Below are 18,289 nucleotides of genomic sequence, written 5' to 3'. Positions count from 1 at the left end.
CTGTCGGTCAAAGCTCATGCCCGGCGCTATCAGCCGTCCCTCGGCGTACAATGCGCCGGTGGCGGAGGCAAAGGCGGCAGCGCTTTTCCCACCGATACTACCCGCCAAGGCTTTGCCGGTTTGATAACGCTGACTGATTTGGCTTAGCCGGTGTTGTTGCTGGCTCAACCGGCCCAGAGCGTCCCGCTGTCGGTTGAGTGAACGGGTGACCGTCTCGGCATTGTCTCGCAGGCGTTTTTGCTCCGACGACAGCCGACTGGTAGTTATGCCCGCGCCGCTCAGTTCGGTACGCTGGGCTTTCACCGACTGGCGCAGGCTGCGATATTTTTCTTCCAAGGCCGCGACGTTGCGCCGGGCCTTGTCCATTTCCCGAATTTGTTTGCCGGTAGGGTTCTCCAGGGCATGGAACGCTTTTTCCAGCTGCGCGGTCTCTTGCCGGGCCTGCCGCAGCCCGGTCCCGGTGGCGGTGAGTTGCGCTTTGACCTTGCGGAACTTATCGATTTTCCCGGCCTGTTGGTCGAGAGTGCGCAAGGTTTTTTCAGTGATGCGAATATCGCCGGCCAACTGTCGGCTGGCGGTCTGTACGCCGCGAAAGGGCCGGGAGGCCCGGTCCACCGCTTTCAGTAAGACCTGCAGTTGGAGTTTATTATTCATCGGATTGTCCGCTGCGTTTGAGTGCCAGGGCGCGCCAGCCGATGAGCTCGGGCAGGCTCATGGGATAGAGTGCTGACGGCGGCCAGTGGAAAATCACCGCGATATCCGCCATCAGGTCATCCACCGTCAAACAAGCGGGGATGCCGTCTCGTCCGATATCGGCGACAAAAAACCAATGATTTTCCCCGCCAAGGCCACCATATCCGGCAGCTCCAGCAGCGTGCATTCATGGCGGGTCAACTGCGGGAAGGTGATGCGCGGTAGCACGGTGAGCAGGGCATCGACGTCGGAGTTGGCCAAATCCGCCAGACGCACGCCGCGCAAAGTACCCGCATTGGGTTTGATGATGGTGATATCGGTGATACACGTTTCGCCCCGTTGTACCGGCGAAGTCAGGGTGAGGGTGTTATCCATAATGATTTTTTCCTAGTTGAAGTGGAGTTTTATTTGTCTTGTAAGTATTCGGGGGGCCCAAAAATAACGGACTATAGGCCAATGGCGCGGCGATGTTCGGCCAGCCGATCCACGCCGTCGACAATTTCCACCAGATTGACCGTATCGATTTCAATCAGCACATTGCCCCCCACGGTGAGTTTGTAATAGGTGCATTGGGTGGAGACTTTGGTCTCGGTGTCCTCGCCCTGTTTGTACTCACCTGAGTCAATTTCCTTATGGCGACCGCGCAATGCCACCTCGACGGCGGTCACGTCGCCGGTATCGTCGCGCTGGAACGAGCCGACAAACCGTAGCGGCACCGCGTTCACTCCCGCCGAGCCCCATTGGCTTAGCACCCGCTCATCGATGCCGCCCATGGACCACTCCACCGACAGGGCGTCGTCATCCAGGCCCAAATCCACCGGCGCGACGCCGTTCATACCGCCGCCGCGATAATTCTCAAGCTTGCGGGTGAGCTTCGGCAAGGTCATGGAGGTAACCACACCCTGGTAGCTGGACCCATCGTTAAACAGGTTCAGCAGTTTTAATTTGCGAGGCAAAGCCATAAATTTCCCTTAAGTGTTCACGTTAGAGGTAAAGCTCATCAGGTAGCGGTCAGTGATACGCTGGCGGAAGGTCAAATCCTCCAGGGGCGGGACCGGGGTATAGTCGTAATCGATAAACAGCTTTCCGGCTTTCAGGGTGTTTTTGTCGTTGGCCGCATCGTCATACCAGCAGGTGCCGTCGATGATGTACCCGGCGGATTTCAACTCCCGGAACTTGGCGTTTACTCCTTCCATCAGGTCACGAACCAGCGTTGGCGTGACGGGTTTATCCATGGCCCACAGATGCGCCTCGGCCAGGGTATCCGCCAACACCTGGGCGGTGCGGGTGTAGTTTTCAAAGGCAAACAGCGGGTCGTTGCTACAGGTGCGGGAACCCCAGAACTTAAAGCCGTCCTTGCGAATCAGCGTTGTAACGCAGGCTTCATTGAGTAAATCGGCATCGGTGCCGGTAGTCTGTAGATCCCAATAGACATGACGTGAAACACCGATAACGCCGTTAACATCCACATTCGACAACGTCTTGTGCCAGCCGGTGTCGTTGTCGATTTTGGCGCGCATCCCCAGGGCATAGGCGGTGGCATAAGCGGTATCGCTGGTGGCGGTGACCGTATTCCACGCCAGGAAATCCGGCCATATCAGCATCAGCTCGCGCTGGCCGAAGTTGGCGCGGTATGTAATGGCTTCCGCCACCGTTTTGCAGTTCCAAGCGCTGATATAACCGAAGGCCCGCAGTTGCTGGCAAATGGACGCCAGGGCAGTGGCGACTTCCAGGTTATCCAGGCCAGGGACGCCGATGATGCGGGGTTTAACGCCGGTTTCAGACTGAGCGGCCAGCAAGGCGTTCAAACCGGTGTAACGCCCTTCGGCATCCACGCCGCCAATGATATTGGCTGTGGTTGTGGCCTCGTCTTTGCCTTCGGCCGTGCGAACCACGATAGTGACCGGTTTGGCCTGGGCGGCGATGGCGAGCAGTGAGGATTTGAGGGTGCCGGTGCTGCCCGCCTTGGCGGCAACGGTCAAGATATTGGTAATAAGCACCGGCGTGTTGAGCGGGAAGGTGGCGACATCAGCATCGTCTGCGGTACAGACCAGACCGACGACAGCGGTTGATGCGGTGGAAATGGTGCGTGCGCCGTCATTGATTTCAAGGACGCGAGCGCCGTGGTGGTAGTTAGCCATTACTGAATATCTTTGTTATAGAAAAGAAGGTCAATTATGTATGCCTGGACGACTTAACACATATGAGTTTTGATGTGTGAAAGAAGGTACAAGATAATATATCAAAAAAATTAAGGATAACTTTTTTATTATGCAGAAGAAAGGTGTATTTTAAAAATCCGTCTCTCAAAATAAGAAGAGTTTGGTGACAATATTTAAATTAAAAAATAATCATCATAGGCAGCATGAATTAACTCTTCTTATCAAGAAACTAACAAAACGTAACGTCTACATGCATATAATTTATGTGATGGTATTAGAGGTGCGTTTAGGTCTTTTGGAAATATTGTCTAGCCTGATGACTTGATGCCATCTTTATATACTCAAATTTTTTTAAGTGGCATTTTTCTGGAGATTAATTCCTGATCCATCTTTCTAAAAAATCGTCATTTTGAATGTTGTCTTTATTTTTATCATAGTCTTTAATTATTCCGCTTAAATTGGTTTCAGAAAAAATTGTGCTCAATGAGGCTAAGGCGCATGCAAATGTAAAAAAAATAAATAAAATTGTCAGTAGCAACACACCAGCTATCAATGGCGTATATTCAATGATGTTGTCTGTGATAATCAAATTTTTTATAAGCAGTATACTTTTTAGCGATTTTATTATCAGATATAACGATGCTATATAGAAAAACAAAGATGACATTATATTAGCAGTAGCCGTGAATGCTCTTTTTTTAACTGTCGAAAAGGATGGGGAATAAACACCTATCAGCTTTTTGTTAATAAGTTGCAAATGGAAAATGTCTATCCTTTTATTTGCTGAAACATATTTTCGTATCGCTTGCCGAGGCTTTGGATGACTTATTAATATCTTAATATCATCAATGGTTACGTGAGGACAACCATATCTTTTGATGAAAAGGTTTTCCGTAAGATAAGTTGATGGAGTCCTTTCTCTTAATTCTTTTATAAGGTCGATGTCGATTTGATCTTTGTCTTTTATAGTATTGTGTCGATAAATTAGAATAGCAATTATTTGTCCTATGCCGGTTATTACAGCTGTCCATAATTGTAGATTCATTAATTTTCATACTCCAAATATAGAATTTTTTAAGACTAAAATTTTCATATGATCATATTCATAGTCAACTATACCTTTGCCAATTCTGTTTCAAGCCGTTGACACGAAATATCAAAGTACTCCTGACTCATCTCGATCCCGATAAACCGATACCCCTGCCGCAGCGCAGCCACACCCGTTGACGCACTGCCCATAAACGGGTCGAGTATCAGACCGCCCGGCACCACCGGCTTTATCAGCTGCTCCATCAGCTCTACCGGCTTCCCGGTCATATGCAGCTTTTCCGACGGAATAACCCGCTTTGCAATCAGTCCCGGCCAGGGTCCGCCATGCCGGCATTTGGGTAGCATGCCGACGCTACCCCACACCACATACTCACATTGATGGCGAAAATAACCGGTATGCGGCGCGCGGCTGGAGGCGGTCTTGTCCCAGGGCACCAGACCGCGCCAGATATATCCTCCGGCCTGCAAAACATCCGTCAGGCTAGGCAACTGCCGCCAGTCAGAAAAGACCATGGCATAACCGCCGGGTTTCACCAGTCTGCGGGTTTGGCTCAACCACTGCGTCATCCAAAATGACCAGGAGCGTGCATCTCTGTTATCGCCAAAAAATTCATGATATTTAGCACTGTTGAGATATTTATCACCCGGTAATCGAGTCCGCGCGCTGTGATGCAGGCCGCCGCTGCTGTAAGGCGGGTCGGTGATAAGCGCATCCACCGGTTCATTTAACTCACGCAGGATATCAAGACTGTCGCCGCAGTAAAGCGTTGCCGGGCCGATGGTGTGTTGCTGAAAAGGCATGCTGACCTCAAAGAGTAGGGTATCAGCCAAGCATACGTAACGGGTGATAAGCCGTCTCGGGGGTTGCGCCGTGGCAGGTTCAGGACAACAGCGATGCAGCCCCAATAGACATTTTTATTTTCTCAATAAAACCAGACGGTTTCGCCGGTTCGGCTGTTTAAAGCTTAAGCAAGACTTCACAAACATCTGTTTATATCATAACCTGTAATTATATACAGTAATGTGAGATAACAACTATGGCCTTTCCCTCCCCCGCGCAGGATTATCTTGAAAAACGTACCAGCCTGGACGCTGCCTGTATCCGTCATCCGGCATCCACCTTCCTTATGCGCGTGTCACAAGGAGCACATCGGGTCGGCATTTTCCCGGATGCGCTGCTGGTCGTGGACAGGTCATTAGCACCCGTGGACGGCAGTATCATCGTGGCGGAAATAGGCTGCGAATTTGCATTACGCCGCGTGCGGTTATATCCGGTGCGCGGCCTGGAAAAGTTGGATGGCTCCAATCACATCACCCTCTATGCCGAGGGCGAAGAGGTTATGGGCGAAGAAACGATTTGCTGGGGCGTGGTGACCCATGCGGTGAATGATATGCGCACCGGGGAATTTGATGATAATCCGTGTTTGTTTTGACCGGAGAAATATGTCAGCCCGCCGACGTGAACGGGCTGTTTGAAATACAAGGCGGTTTAGGCCTTCAAAAAATTGGCCGAATGAAACCGCCGTGGCTATTTTAATGACGGTTTTAGTTTGCGACTGTTCCCGGCACCGCGGGCCAGATGACAGACGCCGCATTGGCGGTCTCTACCCGGCGCAGTAAAACGCTGTAGGTCTCCCATTGCGTCAGCAATGTTTTTTCCTCCGGGGTGGCAATGCCCAATTTCACCGCCCGCGCCAAGGTGGCAATATGCCGGTCCGCCTGTTCGGTGAGGTGCGTTTTTTCTTTTTCCGCGCTGGCTATCACGGCAGCCTTTTCTGCGTGGGTGTCGGTTTTCCAGCGCTTGCCGGTCCAGATATCATAATCGGTAGCGGGCGGCAATAAGGTAAACGACGGCGGCAGTTCACCCGGTTCGGTAATCAAATGAGCTTGGCGAGTTGCCGTAACATAGGCCGTCTTGCCGCGAAAATCCGGCTGGATTTCCCAGATATTGCCATTTTCAGCGCGCAAGATTGCGGCGTCATTTCCCGGTAATGTCGGCGCGTCTTGATATCCATGCTCCGGTAAGCCGATGCCGAGGGGCAAATACTCCATGGACGCCCGGCAATATTCGCGGGTTAAAGGATGTGCGCCATAGACGGTTATCCAGCCGGCCTGCTCGGCAAGCCCCTGGTCATTTAATACGGCTCGGGGGATGTTCAGTGAATAGTCGGCCATTATGCTGCCCTCGTGATGTAATTAAAGAAAGTAATGTCCGGGCCATCGGCACATAAAAACATGCTTTTATACTTAACGCCCGGGACCGCATCGGTAACCCAAACTGGGTCCTGTACTTCACTATCCGGAGCATTATTCGTTTCCTTGTCGTCGGAAATGCCGACGACCTCAACACTGTTATATTTTAAGGTGGCCATGACAGGTCCGGTAAAAACGCTACGTTGCGAACCCAATATTGCGTAGTCTTTGCCGGGGATACGATCACCGTACCACCCGCGAATAAACTGTCCCCGCAGGTCAGGTATTTTTCCCTCGGGGTAGGCTTTTGCCAGCGCCGGATAACGTCGTTTATCAAAAGAGGCGCCATTGCAATTTAACCAGCCGTCGGGAGGGACCGCCTGTGTCCAGGGCAGCGGTATTCCCGCCAGCTCATCAACAGCGATGGCGTTAACATCCTTGGCGCTCAAGGTGTCTTTTTGCGCCAACAAACCCAGGCCAAGATGGAGACGGGCCGCGACCGGGTCGCCCAGCATTTTCGCCAGGTTGTCGGCGATGCCAAGCGCCAGGTCGTTAACCTTTTTCAGCGCACAGGCCGTTGCCGCCACAGTGTCGCTGCCGGAATCTGTGTCATTGCTTAACTGAACCATGCCTTTTGTCGTCAGGCTGGCGTCGGGGTAATCAGGCGAATCGGCACGCTCTTGCAATTCCCTACGGAAAGCTTCGGACAGCCGCTTGAGCTCTTCCGAGACGAATTGACGCGAGGCCAGGACCACCGACGGGTCGATTTTCAGCATCACCGCCTGGGTATGGCTGACGATTAATATCATCCGCACTATCTGCGTGCGTCCGCTGCCTTCCTGAAGCCGGGGTTTATAGGTTTCAGGGCAGTTGGCGATGGCAATCAAATCGCCGTCGCTGTCATAGAGGCCGATTTCCCGTATCCAAAACCCGCCCTCATTTTCCGGGATGATTTGCTCGGTAATGATTTGGTTTGGGTTGTACGCATCCACTGAGAGTGAGTTCAGCGGCGCGCGGCGCTGCTCCTTTATCAGCATTGTCATAGCCGGGTCCGGGGTGGGAAGGCTCCCGCCACCGTCGCCCACCGCCAGATGGGTAAGTTCCAGCTTTGTCCCCAGGGCGGTGGCATTGGCGAGTTTTGCCGCCCCCTGGTGCGTTAATAGCGCGAAATATTTGATGGTCATAAAGATACTCGTAACGTGTCGATAAGATGCACCCCACCGCCGGTGACACACTGGCCGGCCACGGTAAGGGTGTCGGGGAAATAGGGATAGATGGTGAGCTCGTCGCCGTCATAACTCACCGCGCTTACCGAGATGATACCGGGCGTTTCCAAATGGACGGACAGGCCGGTCAGGTGGCGGCTTACCGGCTTGGCATCATTCACCAGACGTACCAGCTCGCCGTAAATCTCTCCGGTGATGCCGGTCTCCACCATGCCGACATCCAGGCGGAACGTGCCGGGGGCATCATTGGTCTGCCACCATTCCGTCACCTGAATAAGATAGCCGAGCGGCTCCACCACCCGCCGCAGTGCGCCGATGGTGCCTTTGTGTTTATGGATAAAAAAAGAGGCGCGCACCACGGCGCGTTTAGCTTCTTCGCTCCAGCTCTCGTCCCAGCGGTCCACGGAAAACGCCCAGGCCAGATAGGGCAGCAACGCCAGCGGGCAGGTGTCAGGATTCCACAATGTGCGAAGCGGCACGGCCAGTTCTCCAAGCCGCGCACACGCCTCGGCGGCCGCCACTTCAAGCTGACTGGAGCCCACCGGCAGCAGGCGGTTACGCATCGGCACCGCCCAGGGTTATCTGATAACCTTCGCAGTAAGCGGCCTGGGTTTTATCCAGCACCACATCTTCCTGAGGGAGCGATATTTCGACGCGCTCCACGCCTTCCACATGCAAGGCGGCATTGAGTGCCGACAGGCGGATATTGCGGCCCAAACGGCTCTTTTCGGTGATAAAGGCCGTTAAGCGTTTTTCCGCCGCGTCGCGTACCGGCCCCGCCTCCGGACCGGGGAAAAGATAAAGTTTGGCATCGATGCGATAAGGGATAATTTTCGCTGATTGCACCGTCACCCGGTCGGCCACCGGGCGGACGTCCTCATCATTGAGCGCCGTTTCAACAACCGCCAGTAGGTCGTTGGATGCTCTGCCATCGCCCTCCCGAGAAAGGATGGAAATCGTCACGCAGGCCGGTGACGGGCTGATAGCCGAGGCATCTGCCACCCGACCGTCAGCGCTGCGGGCGTGATATTCATACGCGCCGGTGGGCCCGGCCACGCTCAAACCCTCAAAGGCCTGCGGCGTACGCAGTCGCAAATCGGTATCGGACTCATAGAGCGCAGCCACCGGTGGCACCGCCAGCATATCGGCGGGCTGAACCAGCAGGCGGGAGACTTTAAAATTCGCCGCCATCTGGTCCAGGTCCGGTCCGTTGGCGTAAGCCACCATCACCGCCTGCGCAGCCTCGTTGATACGCTGGCGCAATATCAGCTCCCGATAGGCGTTCTCTTGCAGCAGCTTAACCATCGGCTCGGACTCCAGCGCCAGGGTGCGGGCGACGGCCTCTTGCTGCTCCGTCGGATAGAGGGAAATCAGCGTGGCCTTGCGCTCGGCTAACAGCACTTCGTAATCCAGAGCTTCGACTACCTGGGGTGCGGGTAACTGGCTGAGATCAATGGACGGCATGGTCAGTTCACCGGAATGGATAAAGAAATATCAGCCTGGGGACTGACCGTGTTACCGGACAGCTCTACCACCATGTTGCCGTTATAGGTTGTGGCAAAGGTAATGCCGGACAGGGCGATACGCGGCTCCCATCGCAAAATGGCGCTGTAACACACCGCCATGATTTGCAGGCGCAGGGCGTCGTTTTGCGGCTGGTCTATCAGCTCGGATAACAGCGAACCATAGGCCCGGCGCATGGGCCGAGAGCCGATGGGGGTAATCAGGATATCGGCCACGCTTTGGCGGATATGGTCGATATCCGTAAGCGCGCGCCCGTTGTCGCGGTTCATGCCGAGATAGGTGGCGTTGTTCATAGCGGACCGCCCGTCGGCCCGTGCACGCCCAGATGGGTATGGTTATGCACCACCACACCGTTGGAGGAGAGATTGCCGCCGCTGTGGGTCAAGTTGCCGGTGATGGTGCCGCCTTGCTGGATGTCGATGGTTTGGGCGGTGAGCTTTTGGGTGCAGATTACCTCGGGCGTGTCCAGGGTGATACGGGTCGAGGCGGTGCAGGTGATCTGCGGTGCGGTGACCGTTACACTTTCAGCGGCACTAATACTCGCGGTTTTGATGCCGATAACAGATAACGCACCGGTAAGCGGTTCGTATTCGATCACCGCGCCATCCGGGAAGGCTATATGGATTGCATCTGCGGAGGCGGAAGGCGCGGGGAATTCATCGGAAAAGACGCCGGGCAGCACAAAGGCAGTATCGAGTTCGCCGCCGAGGGATAGCACTAAAACTTGCTCACCGATGGAGGGTGCCCACCAAGTGCGGGTACGACCGGCGCGGGCGGTCAGCCAGGGGAGCCAGGTTGTTGTATTATCGCGAGTGCTTATCCGGCACAAGGAGTTGTCAAGATCAATAGAAGCGATGATGCCAAATTGAACGAGGTTATTTAATAGTCTCAAATTTATTATCTGATGTATGTCTATCCATAACTTTTATGATGGATTGATAACACGAAAGTTAACTAATTTTTTGATTTGTTGCGTGACTTACACATCAAAATCATGTTAATAATTACAAAACCATTTAAATTTTATGGTTTTAATGTTTTCTTCTATTGGATAGTAATAAATACCGTCGGAGAAGCATCAATGAAATTATTAGATTTAGAAAAAACAATACCTTACAAAAAAAGAACGATTAAAGATCTTGCTAATTATGTCAAGGCAAAATCTGGGAATAGTCCAAATTATAGCCTTTTTTTAGGTGCTGGAGCTTCCGTTACCTCGGGAATACAATCGGGAACTCAATTAGTAGATGAATGGCGTAAAGAGGTTTATGAATTACTTTCAGGTGATGCATCCTCTGACGAAAAAAAGGCAAAAGATTACCTTCGGGAAAACGAATCAACTTGGTACGATTCTTCAAATGAGTATTCATCGCTATTTGAAAAAGTTTTTGACCTCCCCTCACAAAGGCGCCGTTTTGTTGAACAGCAAGTTGATGGTAAATTGCCATCAATTGGATATTCATATTTAGTCAGCTTGTTTCAAAGCGGTTTTTTTGATACTGTATTTACAACAAACTTTGATGATTTAATCAATGAGGCTTTTTATCAGTTTTCTCGTGAGCGACCATCGCAATGGGCACATGATTCTTCTATAAGGGGACTGTCAGTAAATTCATCGAGACCAAAAATAATAAAATTACATGGTGATTATCTTTTTGATAGTATTAAAAGCACGTTAAATGAAACTGAATCCCTTGAAATAAATACAAAAGATAAATTAATCGAGTTTGCTAAAAAATACGGTTTAATTTTCATGGGGTACGCTGGGAATGATCGATCGATTATGACAGTTGTTGACCATTTACTTCGTCAAGAGGAATATTTAGTTAATGGGATCTATTGGTGCCTAAGGGATGAGGATGAAATAAATTCTGATTTAATAAAGATTTTGCAAAAAGAAAGAGTGTATTATATTGAAATTCAAGGATTTGATCAGGCTCTCGCTGAGTTGCATTTTTATATAAAGGGAGAAGGTCTATCTCTGGATGCAAATTTCAAAACATCTAAAAGAGATATTATATTAAACAATTTTACACAAGATAGCTTTTCGTTGTCCACAAATAAATTCATTTCAGAGGATATAAGTAAATTAAGGAGTCATACTAATAAACTTGATATTTCAAATTTAATTAATGAATTATCTCAAGATAAATATATTGATGGTGAGACATTTACAGAAATTGATTTTAGAAATCTGTTGTCAATTGATAATTTAATAAAACATAATAAATATGATGATGCGGAACAAGAGGCTGAAAAAAATATTATCATTTGTGATAATGAAAATTTAAGGCGAACTTATATATCCAGACTTGTTTCAATTTATAAAATCAAAGAGCAATATGAGAAAGCATTAATTCAGGTCGATAAGCTTATCGAAATGGATGAATTTAGTCCGAGGAACCATCTTTTAAAATCGACACTTTTTATAAATACATCTGATAGATATGAATATATTTCATCCATATTGGAGAAGTTTAAATATAATTCATCTATAAGAAATGAGTTCGCGTCAGCTGGTCTAAGCTATATTGAATCAAAACATCCACCGAAAGAACCGCCCATCAATAAAATTTTAACAGAATTGGATATAAGTCTTACAATAGATCCTAGTTTGGATAATCGAGCTTGGCATATTAAAGAACGAGCGTTGAGAAAAAGAAATTTACTTGTAATTAATGATAAAGAATATAAGGAATCTATGGAAGTGATGCTTGAAAAAATGGCATCAATAAATCCTCATGATGAAGATTACTTAGCATTGAGAATAAATTTCATAAAGTTTGAAAAGACTCTTCAAAAAACAATGGAGATCATTACTGAATTGAATAATATTTATTTGTTATCTTCTTCATACAAAAAAACAACTATACTTCATCTTTTGCTAGACATACACTCTAGTATGAGTAATTTAAAATTAAAAGATGAAAATATCAAAGCCAATATGGCATTATTTGAAAGATATTCTAAAGAGTTTTCTCTTGAAAATGATGCCACTTTGCTTATTTTTAGTGCAGAGCACTTTTTAAGTTTCGATCATGATCTCAAACAAGCAAAACAGTATGCCGTAAAATCCCTTGATGCGAAAAATTTTGAAGAATGCGCATCTAAGATTTTAGAAATATTAATGTTTGACACCATTGATGAAATTAATTGCGAAAAGCTTCTTGAAAAAACTAAAGATGCCATTTCTGAAAAAACTTGGCTAATGCTTAAATGGAAATATTTGGTAGAGCTAGGACGATACGAAGATAGCTATATTATTTTAGATAAGGCACTTTCCCTTGGTATTGAATATCAAGATTATCTTGTTAACTTAACTTATGCCTATCTCCGGGAGGGTGCCTATCAAAAAGTCATAAATTTACTAAATATTAACCGGAATGATTATGAAGATATTCACTCAAAAAATATTTTGATCATAAATAAGGAGTTGGCAAATAAATCATTAAACAATAAGATAAATAAAACAGCATTAATGAATGCAATAGGTATTGATAATAAGTCAGCTGTAAGTGTATGTGCTCATATCATTTTAAATGAAGAAATTCCAGCGCGAAGATTAATTGATGACATCATAAATAATGATTATTCTTTTTATTATACTTTTAAACAATGGCCTGCAATTCCAAACTCATACTTATCAAAATATGAGAATAATTATGTTGGCAAGTTGGCGGAGTCAGCTTAACTAAATTCAATGTAGTTTACTAAATTGTTTAAAATTTGTAGATAAATTTTATTTTTGGTAACAAGATTGAATCCTATTAAAGGCCGTTCTTCATTTTTTATATGAATGTCATGAAGTAATGGCCTTTCCCTCAACCCATAGTGATGCGCCCGCGCTATCCGCTGCACCCTATCGGTAAACTCCACTACCGCGCTATCACTATCACCCCTCGCCTTCATATACCGATGAGTCCGCAGCTTACAAAACATTTCCCTCTTAACACGCCCTTTCTTCTTCCTGAGCGGCTGCGCCTTGCGCGGAACATAGGGCGTACCGTCCGGGGCCTGCTGGCGTTTGATACGCTGCTGCTGACTGGCGCGCATCTTCTTAGCGATGGTCACCGCCAATTTCTTGCGGGCCTGAGGGCTAAGTGCTGCAATCAGCCCTTCCAGGCGTTGGTCAAAATGCTCTAATTCATTCATGCCAGCGGCTCACCAGTTCTTTATGGAGATAAAGCGCCCTTGGTCGGGTAACTTCTTCCGGCATCGCTGGCTCCGGAACATGCTCAATATGCAGCACTCCGTTCTCCTCTTTCACAATCACCCGCTCGGTAAGCTGTAAATCAATACTGATATCACTGAGCGTGTCGCTAAGCACATCCACCTTAAATGTAAACCCGGTGTTCCGTTTATGCTCGGTCGCCATCATGTCCGGCTGATTTTCCCGCAGCCATGCCAGCACCGGCATCATAATCAAATCCGCGTCCCCGGCATAATCGGTGATCACCACATTAAGCTGGTATTGGTATTCAAACGACAGCGACGGCGCTAGGGTGGAGACAATGCGGCCATGGTCGATAAACAGATGCAGATTATCGGGATTGTTTTGCAGCAGCGGCAGGCTGTTCGTTAAAGCCTGCCGTAGCTGTTTAGGTTTCAGCATCCTGTCGCTCCTGACACTGTTTGATGGCGTCCACCTGTAAACCGCAGGCGAGTAAGGTGGCTTCCAGACGGCGGATATCGGCACTTAAATCACCGTTACTGTTCGGCTGGCTCGCCGGTATCGGGCAGCTTGTCACTCTCGGACAGCCAGCGTAAGTAATCTGCGGCGCTGGCAAAGGTGGGGCGTTGGTGCAACCGGCTGACAGCATCAGGCAAAGCGCTGTTGGCCCATTGACGTAATGACTGATTCTCACTGAGTAATCCCTGGATCCGTTGTTCATGGCGTTGTACTGATTGACCGGCTTCGATGAGTGATCGTCGCAGGTCAAGTTCGGCGCGCTGGAGTTGCCGCCGTTCGTCTTGCAGTAGGGTGATGGCTTTGTCGCGGCAATCGATATCCGCTGCCAATGTCGTGACAGCACAGCGTTGTTGGGCCAGTTCGTTTCGTAATAGTCCGTGCTGCCAATATTGCGCAACGAATAAACCTGCCGCTGCCAGTAATAGGGTGAAAAGCACACGCATATCAACCGGCCCCGCTCAGGCATAAGGCCATTTCCGCCTGACGGCGGCGCTCAAGTCCTGGAGAATATACACCGCCAACGTATACCCATCGGGGCAGTTGATGGCAGGCTTCAGGCCATTGCTGTTGATTGATAAAAAACGCCAGGGTAGAGCAGCATGCGGCACGGATACCGACGTTAAAGGCAAAGGCCACCACGGCATCATAGACCGTCTGCGACATCCGGCTGACCGCCATGCAGCGGGCGATACCCTGCTCAATACGCCTCACATCTGTTATCAAGTTCACCGCCGCCTGTCGTTCGGTGATGGTGCAGTCCGGGGTTACCCCTTCGGTATGGCCGATACCGTCGGTCCACAGCCCGGCGGTGCAACGATAGGGAACGAGACGACACCCTTCAAACTCCGCGATTAACCGTAACCCAGCGGGGGACGTTTTTAACGGCTGGCTTTGTAATAGCAGTGCGGCCAGCGCCAAAACGGTAGCCGCGACGCAGTGCTTAACGGTGGTGTTCTTCATACACTCCCCGGCAAAGTCCATGGCGCGCCAGCAAAAGATAACTTTTGCGCCGGTAGTGCCAGTTCACCAAAAAGGTGCCCAGACCGAGAGCCGTGCCGACCAGCAACGCTTTGTCCTCCGGTGACAGGCCACCAAACCAGGCCAATAGCAAAGCAATGCTGTAGGCCATGGCCGTCGTGATTTTTTCCATGTATTAATCCCATAACTGATAGCTTTCACGTACTGCTGCAGCGGCGATGTCAGGCAACTCCACCGGGGTGCCGGTGGGTAAAATAACACCCAGGTCCGCCAGTCCGGGGTTGGCGGCTAATACCTGCTCCACCATGGACTGCGTGCGCCCGTAGTAGCGCCAGCACAGGGCATCCACCGTATCGCCTTGCAGTGCAGTGATTTTCATTACAGCAGCCCGATAATGCAGTGGGGTTTGCCGGCCACGTTGCTGATATTGACCCGTGCGTCGCGCCACAGCTCATCAATGCGGCTTTCCACGTCCTCGGCTTTTTTGCCGCCGCTGGCGCTGGCGTCATAGCCGCGATAACGTTCCGCCAGGGAGGCGGCAGTCAGGGCGGTAATGGCGCGCAAGTAGCAAGACACTTTGACGCTTTCACTGTCAATACGGTCGGCGGGGACATCGGCCAGGGTGCTGAACCTGGCGGCAATCTGCTCCCGCCGGTAGTCCCACAGTTCGCTGTTCACCTCGGCAATGGCATTCTTAATCGCATGCCGCAGGCGCAGCGGGGTAATGGTGCCTTCGTAGCGCAGGATGGTTCGCAGCATTAACGGATCCACTGCGGGCCAAAAAAACGTATTGTCGATAAGCGGCTCGGCCTCACTGTCCGGGCGCGGCGCGGGTATCACCAAAGACGACATCATGTCCTCCAAAAAGGGGGCGGTGAACGACAGGCTTTGCACAGTCCCCGAGGGCTAGGCATAGCTCAACCCTCGGGGAAAGTAGTCCGCCGCCTGTCGTGCCGCCCGGCGCGGGGCGCGTTCGTCAGGGCGACCGGTCAGCGGCTTTTTGGCGCAATTGCCGCTCCAGTCGCTCAATATCTTTAATCACGCCGCAGCGGCTATGCAGCTGCAACGCCCGTTTTAAATGCTCCAGCGCAGGCCCGTTTTCACCTTGTTCCCGCAATACATAACCGGTGATTTTATGCAGCTTGGCCCGGACCTGATCCGGCATGTCTTCCAGCGCGGTCAGCTCCAGGACGTCTAACAAATGATCCCCATTCACCGGCTGTCGAGCCGTATAAGCTCGCATGGCGGCTTCGGCCACATCCTCGGCCAGCAAGTAGGGCGTGGGCCGGGTAAAACTCTCCGGCGTGGCGAGCTTATGGCGCAGCGCATAGCGGGCGATATTCAGCGCGCCGAATAGGTCCCCCGCATCCAGTCGCCAAATCATGACGGTCATCAAAACCGCATCCTGCGCGCCACGCCCTTCGGCCAGGACACCGGCTACCCAGGGGGCATAGTCGGGCAAGAGCTGGCGTTTGAGTTCGGCTTTACGCTCCTGGGAGCGCACCTGCTTAAGCTTGCGTTTGTCTTCGTTGAGCTTGAGCAGCATCAGTTCGTAGCCGGTGGCATGGCGCAGCGGGTTGCCGCCGTGCTGGGAGGCATCCACCGCAGACTGGCGCAAGACATGTCGGCGGGCCGGGCTCAACATGATTTACTCCCGGTTCCGGTGTGTCGAGGCGCGTGCGGCCATAACTGCTTCCACTGCCGCCGAGGCCAGGGCTTTATAGTCCACCGGTTGCGGTTCAGCGGGTTGAGGTTCCGCGTCTTGTTTGACTTCGGGTTCGAGCATCCGGATATTTTCAATCAGCCCGCCACAGCCGTAATCCTCAATCACAAAATCCTCGTTAATGGACTCGTAATTTTCGATACGGTCGCGCTTGGCCACCTCATCAATCAAACGGCGATGGGTACCTTCCTGCCAATAAATGGAGAGATTATCCAGGCGGGTTATCATCAGCGCGTTAGGCGGGAAGTAGGGCACCCGCACGGCGGGCAGGTTGCCGATGCGCTTTTGGCTGATAATCAGGTCGGCGGCCAGGGTTTCAGAATTGGGCTGCGCCTGATTCACCAGGGGGAAGTATTTATCCGCCAGCAGTTGGCGACCGCAGATAACCACCAGTTCCGGATCTTCCTGGTGCCAGGGGGCGATGAGGTGAGTCGTGGCATCCATCACCAGGGCGTCGAGGTTGGCATAATGGCCGCCTTCGCCCACCGGGATATGGTCACAAATCACCGTGCCGTCTTCGGCGGTGACGTTGTCCATCACGCGGGCCGGGGCGTTCTCACGGTATTTTTGCAGCCAACCGACGGCGATATCCTGCAACAGCGGATTGGCAGTGCGGTTCGAGGTGCTTGCACGTTTCACGCCGTTAAAGCCCACCATGATGCGGTCCAAGGCTTGGCGCTTAATGATGCCGTCCCGCAGCCGGGCCTGAAAATCCTGGTAACGCGCCCACAGGTCCAGGGTATTGTAGCGGATATGAAAGTCGTAGTTCACCTGCTGGCAAAAATAGCCTTCGCTGTCCAGCACGGCAAAATCCGCCGTTTCACGCTCTTTTCCGCCGGCGGTGTCGGTGGTGCTGGCGATGGAGCCGGAGATGCCGATGCCGATTTTTTCACCCTTCATCTCGGCCACAGGTACGATATTAATCCGGCTCAAAAATTCCGAAGATTCCTGGGTGCGGTTCATCAGTGTTTGCGTTACCGAGGGCTCGACGCTGAATTTTTTATTCAGGTCGGCGCGGCCGATGCCGTTCAGCTCGGCAAGGCGGGTGAGGAACGCATTAAATTCAAAACGGGTCTGGGTACGCATGGGGTTCCCTAAATATCAATATGAAAGGCTTTAGCAGTCGGTCATAACTTTCTCAGGCGCGCCACTGCCGCCGGTTGCTAGGGGGCGTAGTCGCTGGTAGCAATTATCGGTTTCACTCAGTTGGGTGGAGAGGGCATCAAACGCCTGCCGGTCGGCGGCCACGCCCAGCTCAAGCCGGTACAGCCGGTCGGTCAGTGCTTCATCCAAGGATTGAATTTTTTGTGCCTGCGCAGTCGTGGTTTGGTGCAAATGCTCGGCGATGGCCTCCACCGCCTCGAAAATATCGCCAAGACGTGCGTCGTCAACGGCCTGTTTGCCGGTCAGCAGGGCTTTAACGCGGTTAAACAGTGATGCGCCCGGCTCGGGAATTTCTTCAAATTCCAGGGCCACCTCTACTGCCGCTGAAAACAGATTACCCGGCGCGGATTTGCGCGCGGCCAGCGGGTTATGTTGGGCGTGGGCGCTAAAGGTCAGCATTTCAGTGCCGAGACTGGCCGGGTCGTCGGTGATGGCCAGCCCAACCAGATAAGCCTTGCCGCTGTTGGCAAAATTGGGCTGCACTTCCATCGAGGTATAAATCTTCTGGCGAGTCTTATTCAACTGCACCAAGTCATCGGTGGGGGAGATTTTGGCGAACAGTGCCCATTTGCCGTTAAGCACTGAATCGTCGGCAATCTGCTCGGCCTTCAGTGCCAGCACGTCACCGTAACGACGAAATGCGCCGTCGGGCAAGATGCCTTTCAGGTGCTCCAGGTTGACGCGACAGCCATAGACGCGAGTATCAAAGGTGGCGGCCATATGCTGGATATCATCGGCGTTAATGCGCCGACCGTCGCAGGTGTCGCCCTCGACGCCGATACGAAAAAACTTAGAGACTCTTTTTGTCATGAAAAACGGCTCTTAGAGGTAAATAGTTCGGGGCTGAGTGTGCGCAGAATCGGTAAAAGTCTCAATAAATCAGCGT

At 51.1% G+C, this 18,289-nt stretch carries 24 protein-coding genes and 2 pseudogenes; 2 read left to right on the top strand and 24 right to left on the bottom strand.

The features are described from left to right. The 7 genes and pseudogenes from HB631_RS25195 to HB631_RS25165 all read right to left on the bottom strand — a co-directional run. Window positions 1–654 (bottom strand): annotated as a pseudogene (locus tag HB631_RS25195) (phage tail tape measure protein); the annotation flags it as partial. Beyond that, complete coding sequence (locus HB631_RS27195; RefSeq protein WP_255557287.1) at window positions 647–766, bottom strand: GpE family phage tail protein; 120 nt, start codon at window positions 764–766, stop codon at window positions 647–649. The gene HB631_RS27195 and the pseudogene HB631_RS25195, both read right to left, overlap by 8 nt. A gap of 14 nt (window positions 767–780) precedes the next feature. Further along, a complete protein-coding gene (locus HB631_RS25185) occupies window positions 781–1,068 on the bottom strand; it encodes a phage tail assembly protein (RefSeq protein WP_213993926.1) in 288 nt (95 codons plus the stop codon). A 71-nt stretch (window positions 1,069–1,139) separates the two neighbouring features. Then, complete coding sequence (locus tag HB631_RS25180; protein ID WP_213993925.1) at window positions 1,140–1,655, bottom strand: phage major tail tube protein; 516 nt, start codon at window positions 1,653–1,655, stop codon at window positions 1,140–1,142. 9 nt (window positions 1,656–1,664) lie between these two features. After that, the gene (locus tag HB631_RS25175; RefSeq protein WP_213993924.1) at window positions 1,665–2,834 is read right to left on the bottom strand and encodes a phage tail sheath protein; all 1,170 of its coding nucleotides are present in this window, start codon (window positions 2,832–2,834) and stop codon (window positions 1,665–1,667) included. A gap of 394 nt (window positions 2,835–3,228) precedes the next feature. After that, window positions 3,229–3,900 carry a hypothetical protein gene (locus HB631_RS25170; RefSeq protein ID WP_213993923.1) on the bottom strand — a complete coding sequence of 224 codons (672 nt, stop codon included), beginning with the start codon at window positions 3,898–3,900 and terminating at the stop codon, window positions 3,229–3,231. 68 nt (window positions 3,901–3,968) lie between these two features. Beyond that, on the bottom strand, window positions 3,969–4,706 hold the full coding sequence (locus HB631_RS25165) for a site-specific DNA-methyltransferase (protein WP_213993922.1): 738 nt from the start codon (window positions 4,704–4,706) through the stop codon (window positions 3,969–3,971). Between the two features lie 236 nt (window positions 4,707–4,942). Here HB631_RS25165 and HB631_RS25160 point away from each other — a divergent pair, with 236 nt between their 5' ends. Further along, the gene (locus HB631_RS25160) at window positions 4,943–5,338 is read left to right on the top strand and encodes a S24 family peptidase (RefSeq protein ID WP_213993921.1); all 396 of its coding nucleotides are present in this window, start codon (window positions 4,943–4,945) and stop codon (window positions 5,336–5,338) included. Window positions 5,339–5,450: 112 nt separating this feature from the next. On the opposite strand, the gene HB631_RS25155 is transcribed toward HB631_RS25160, so the two are convergent. From HB631_RS25155 to HB631_RS25130, 6 genes are read right to left on the bottom strand one after another with little or no spacing between them, the layout of a single operon-like run. After that, window positions 5,451–6,080 (bottom strand): tail fiber assembly protein, encoded by a 630-nt coding sequence (locus tag HB631_RS25155; RefSeq protein WP_213993920.1) that lies wholly within the window; start codon window positions 6,078–6,080, stop codon window positions 5,451–5,453. Further along, complete coding sequence (locus tag HB631_RS25150) at window positions 6,080–7,282, bottom strand: phage tail protein (protein WP_213993919.1); 1,203 nt, start codon at window positions 7,280–7,282, stop codon at window positions 6,080–6,082. The genes HB631_RS25155 and HB631_RS25150 overlap by 1 nt, the downstream gene beginning before the upstream one ends. Further along, entirely contained in the window at window positions 7,279–7,887 is a 609-nt protein-coding gene (locus tag HB631_RS25145) for a phage tail protein I (RefSeq protein WP_213993918.1), read from the bottom strand. The genes HB631_RS25150 and HB631_RS25145 overlap by 4 nt, the downstream gene beginning before the upstream one ends. Next, entirely contained in the window at window positions 7,880–8,788 is a 909-nt protein-coding gene (locus tag HB631_RS25140) for a baseplate assembly protein (RefSeq protein ID WP_213993917.1), read from the bottom strand. Before HB631_RS25140 ends, HB631_RS25145 begins: the two co-directional genes overlap by 8 nt. A 2-nt stretch (window positions 8,789–8,790) precedes the next feature. Further along, complete coding sequence (locus tag HB631_RS25135; protein WP_213993916.1) at window positions 8,791–9,141, bottom strand: GPW/gp25 family protein; 351 nt, start codon at window positions 9,139–9,141, stop codon at window positions 8,791–8,793. Continuing rightward, window positions 9,138–9,740 (bottom strand): phage baseplate assembly protein V, encoded by a 603-nt coding sequence (locus HB631_RS25130; RefSeq protein WP_218627118.1) that lies wholly within the window; start codon window positions 9,738–9,740, stop codon window positions 9,138–9,140. The genes HB631_RS25135 and HB631_RS25130 overlap by 4 nt, the downstream gene beginning before the upstream one ends. A 189-nt stretch (window positions 9,741–9,929) precedes the next feature. Between HB631_RS25130 and HB631_RS25125 the strand changes: the two genes are divergently transcribed. Beyond that, a complete protein-coding gene (locus tag HB631_RS25125) occupies window positions 9,930–12,539 on the top strand; it encodes an SIR2 family protein (protein WP_213993915.1) in 2,610 nt (869 codons plus the stop codon). On the opposite strand, the gene HB631_RS25120 is transcribed toward HB631_RS25125, so the two are convergent. The 11 genes and pseudogenes from HB631_RS25120 to HB631_RS25075 all read right to left on the bottom strand — a co-directional run bounded on the left by HB631_RS25120 (window position 12,536) and on the right by HB631_RS25075 (window position 18,213). Further along, complete coding sequence (locus tag HB631_RS25120; RefSeq protein ID WP_213993914.1) at window positions 12,536–13,000, bottom strand: phage virion morphogenesis protein; 465 nt, start codon at window positions 12,998–13,000, stop codon at window positions 12,536–12,538. The two genes, HB631_RS25125 and HB631_RS25120, sit on opposite strands and share 4 nt — an antisense overlap. Then, window positions 12,993–13,460, bottom strand: coding sequence for a phage tail protein (locus tag HB631_RS25115; protein ID WP_213993913.1), 468 nt, complete (start codon window positions 13,458–13,460; stop codon window positions 12,993–12,995). The genes HB631_RS25120 and HB631_RS25115 overlap by 8 nt, the downstream gene beginning before the upstream one ends. Further along, on the bottom strand, window positions 13,447–13,668 hold the full coding sequence (lysC, locus tag HB631_RS25110) for an Rz1-like lysis system protein LysC (RefSeq protein WP_255557285.1): 222 nt from the start codon (window positions 13,666–13,668) through the stop codon (window positions 13,447–13,449). The genes HB631_RS25115 and lysC overlap by 14 nt, the downstream gene beginning before the upstream one ends. Then, a pseudogene (locus HB631_RS27190) lies at window positions 13,634–13,981 on the bottom strand (LysB family phage lysis regulatory protein); the annotation flags it as partial. The pseudogene HB631_RS27190 and the gene lysC, both read right to left, overlap by 35 nt. A 1-nt stretch (window position 13,982) precedes the next feature. Then, window positions 13,983–14,498: a lysozyme gene (locus HB631_RS25105; RefSeq protein WP_213993911.1), complete on the bottom strand. Its 516-nt coding sequence runs from the start codon at window positions 14,496–14,498 to the stop codon at window positions 13,983–13,985. Then, window positions 14,479–14,688 (bottom strand): HP1 family phage holin, encoded by a 210-nt coding sequence (locus HB631_RS25100; protein ID WP_213993910.1) that lies wholly within the window; start codon window positions 14,686–14,688, stop codon window positions 14,479–14,481. Before HB631_RS25100 ends, HB631_RS25105 begins: the two co-directional genes overlap by 20 nt. A 3-nt stretch (window positions 14,689–14,691) precedes the next feature. After that, window positions 14,692–14,895 (bottom strand): tail protein X, encoded by a 204-nt coding sequence (locus HB631_RS25095; RefSeq protein WP_213993909.1) that lies wholly within the window; start codon window positions 14,893–14,895, stop codon window positions 14,692–14,694. Beyond that, complete coding sequence (locus tag HB631_RS25090; protein ID WP_213993930.1) at window positions 14,895–15,368, bottom strand: head completion/stabilization protein; 474 nt, start codon at window positions 15,366–15,368, stop codon at window positions 14,895–14,897. Before HB631_RS25090 ends, HB631_RS25095 begins: the two co-directional genes overlap by 1 nt. A gap of 124 nt (window positions 15,369–15,492) precedes the next feature. After that, the gene (locus HB631_RS25085) at window positions 15,493–16,161 is read right to left on the bottom strand and encodes a terminase endonuclease subunit (protein ID WP_213993908.1); all 669 of its coding nucleotides are present in this window, start codon (window positions 16,159–16,161) and stop codon (window positions 15,493–15,495) included. Window positions 16,162–16,164: 3 nt separating this feature from the next. Continuing rightward, window positions 16,165–17,325: a phage major capsid protein, P2 family gene (locus HB631_RS25080; protein WP_213993907.1), complete on the bottom strand. Its 1,161-nt coding sequence runs from the start codon at window positions 17,323–17,325 to the stop codon at window positions 16,165–16,167. Between the two features lie 30 nt (window positions 17,326–17,355). Further along, window positions 17,356–18,213, bottom strand: a complete 858-nt coding sequence (locus HB631_RS25075; protein WP_213993906.1) for a GPO family capsid scaffolding protein — start codon at window positions 18,211–18,213, stop codon at window positions 17,356–17,358. Window positions 18,214–18,289: the final 76 nt, after the last annotated feature.

The organism is Sodalis sp. dw_96 (assembly GCF_018449575.1).
GTDB lineage: Bacteria > Pseudomonadota > Gammaproteobacteria > Enterobacterales > Enterobacteriaceae > Acerihabitans.
Note: the sequence above shows the minus strand (reverse complement) of the source record. Positions and strands in the feature narration are given on the sequence as shown.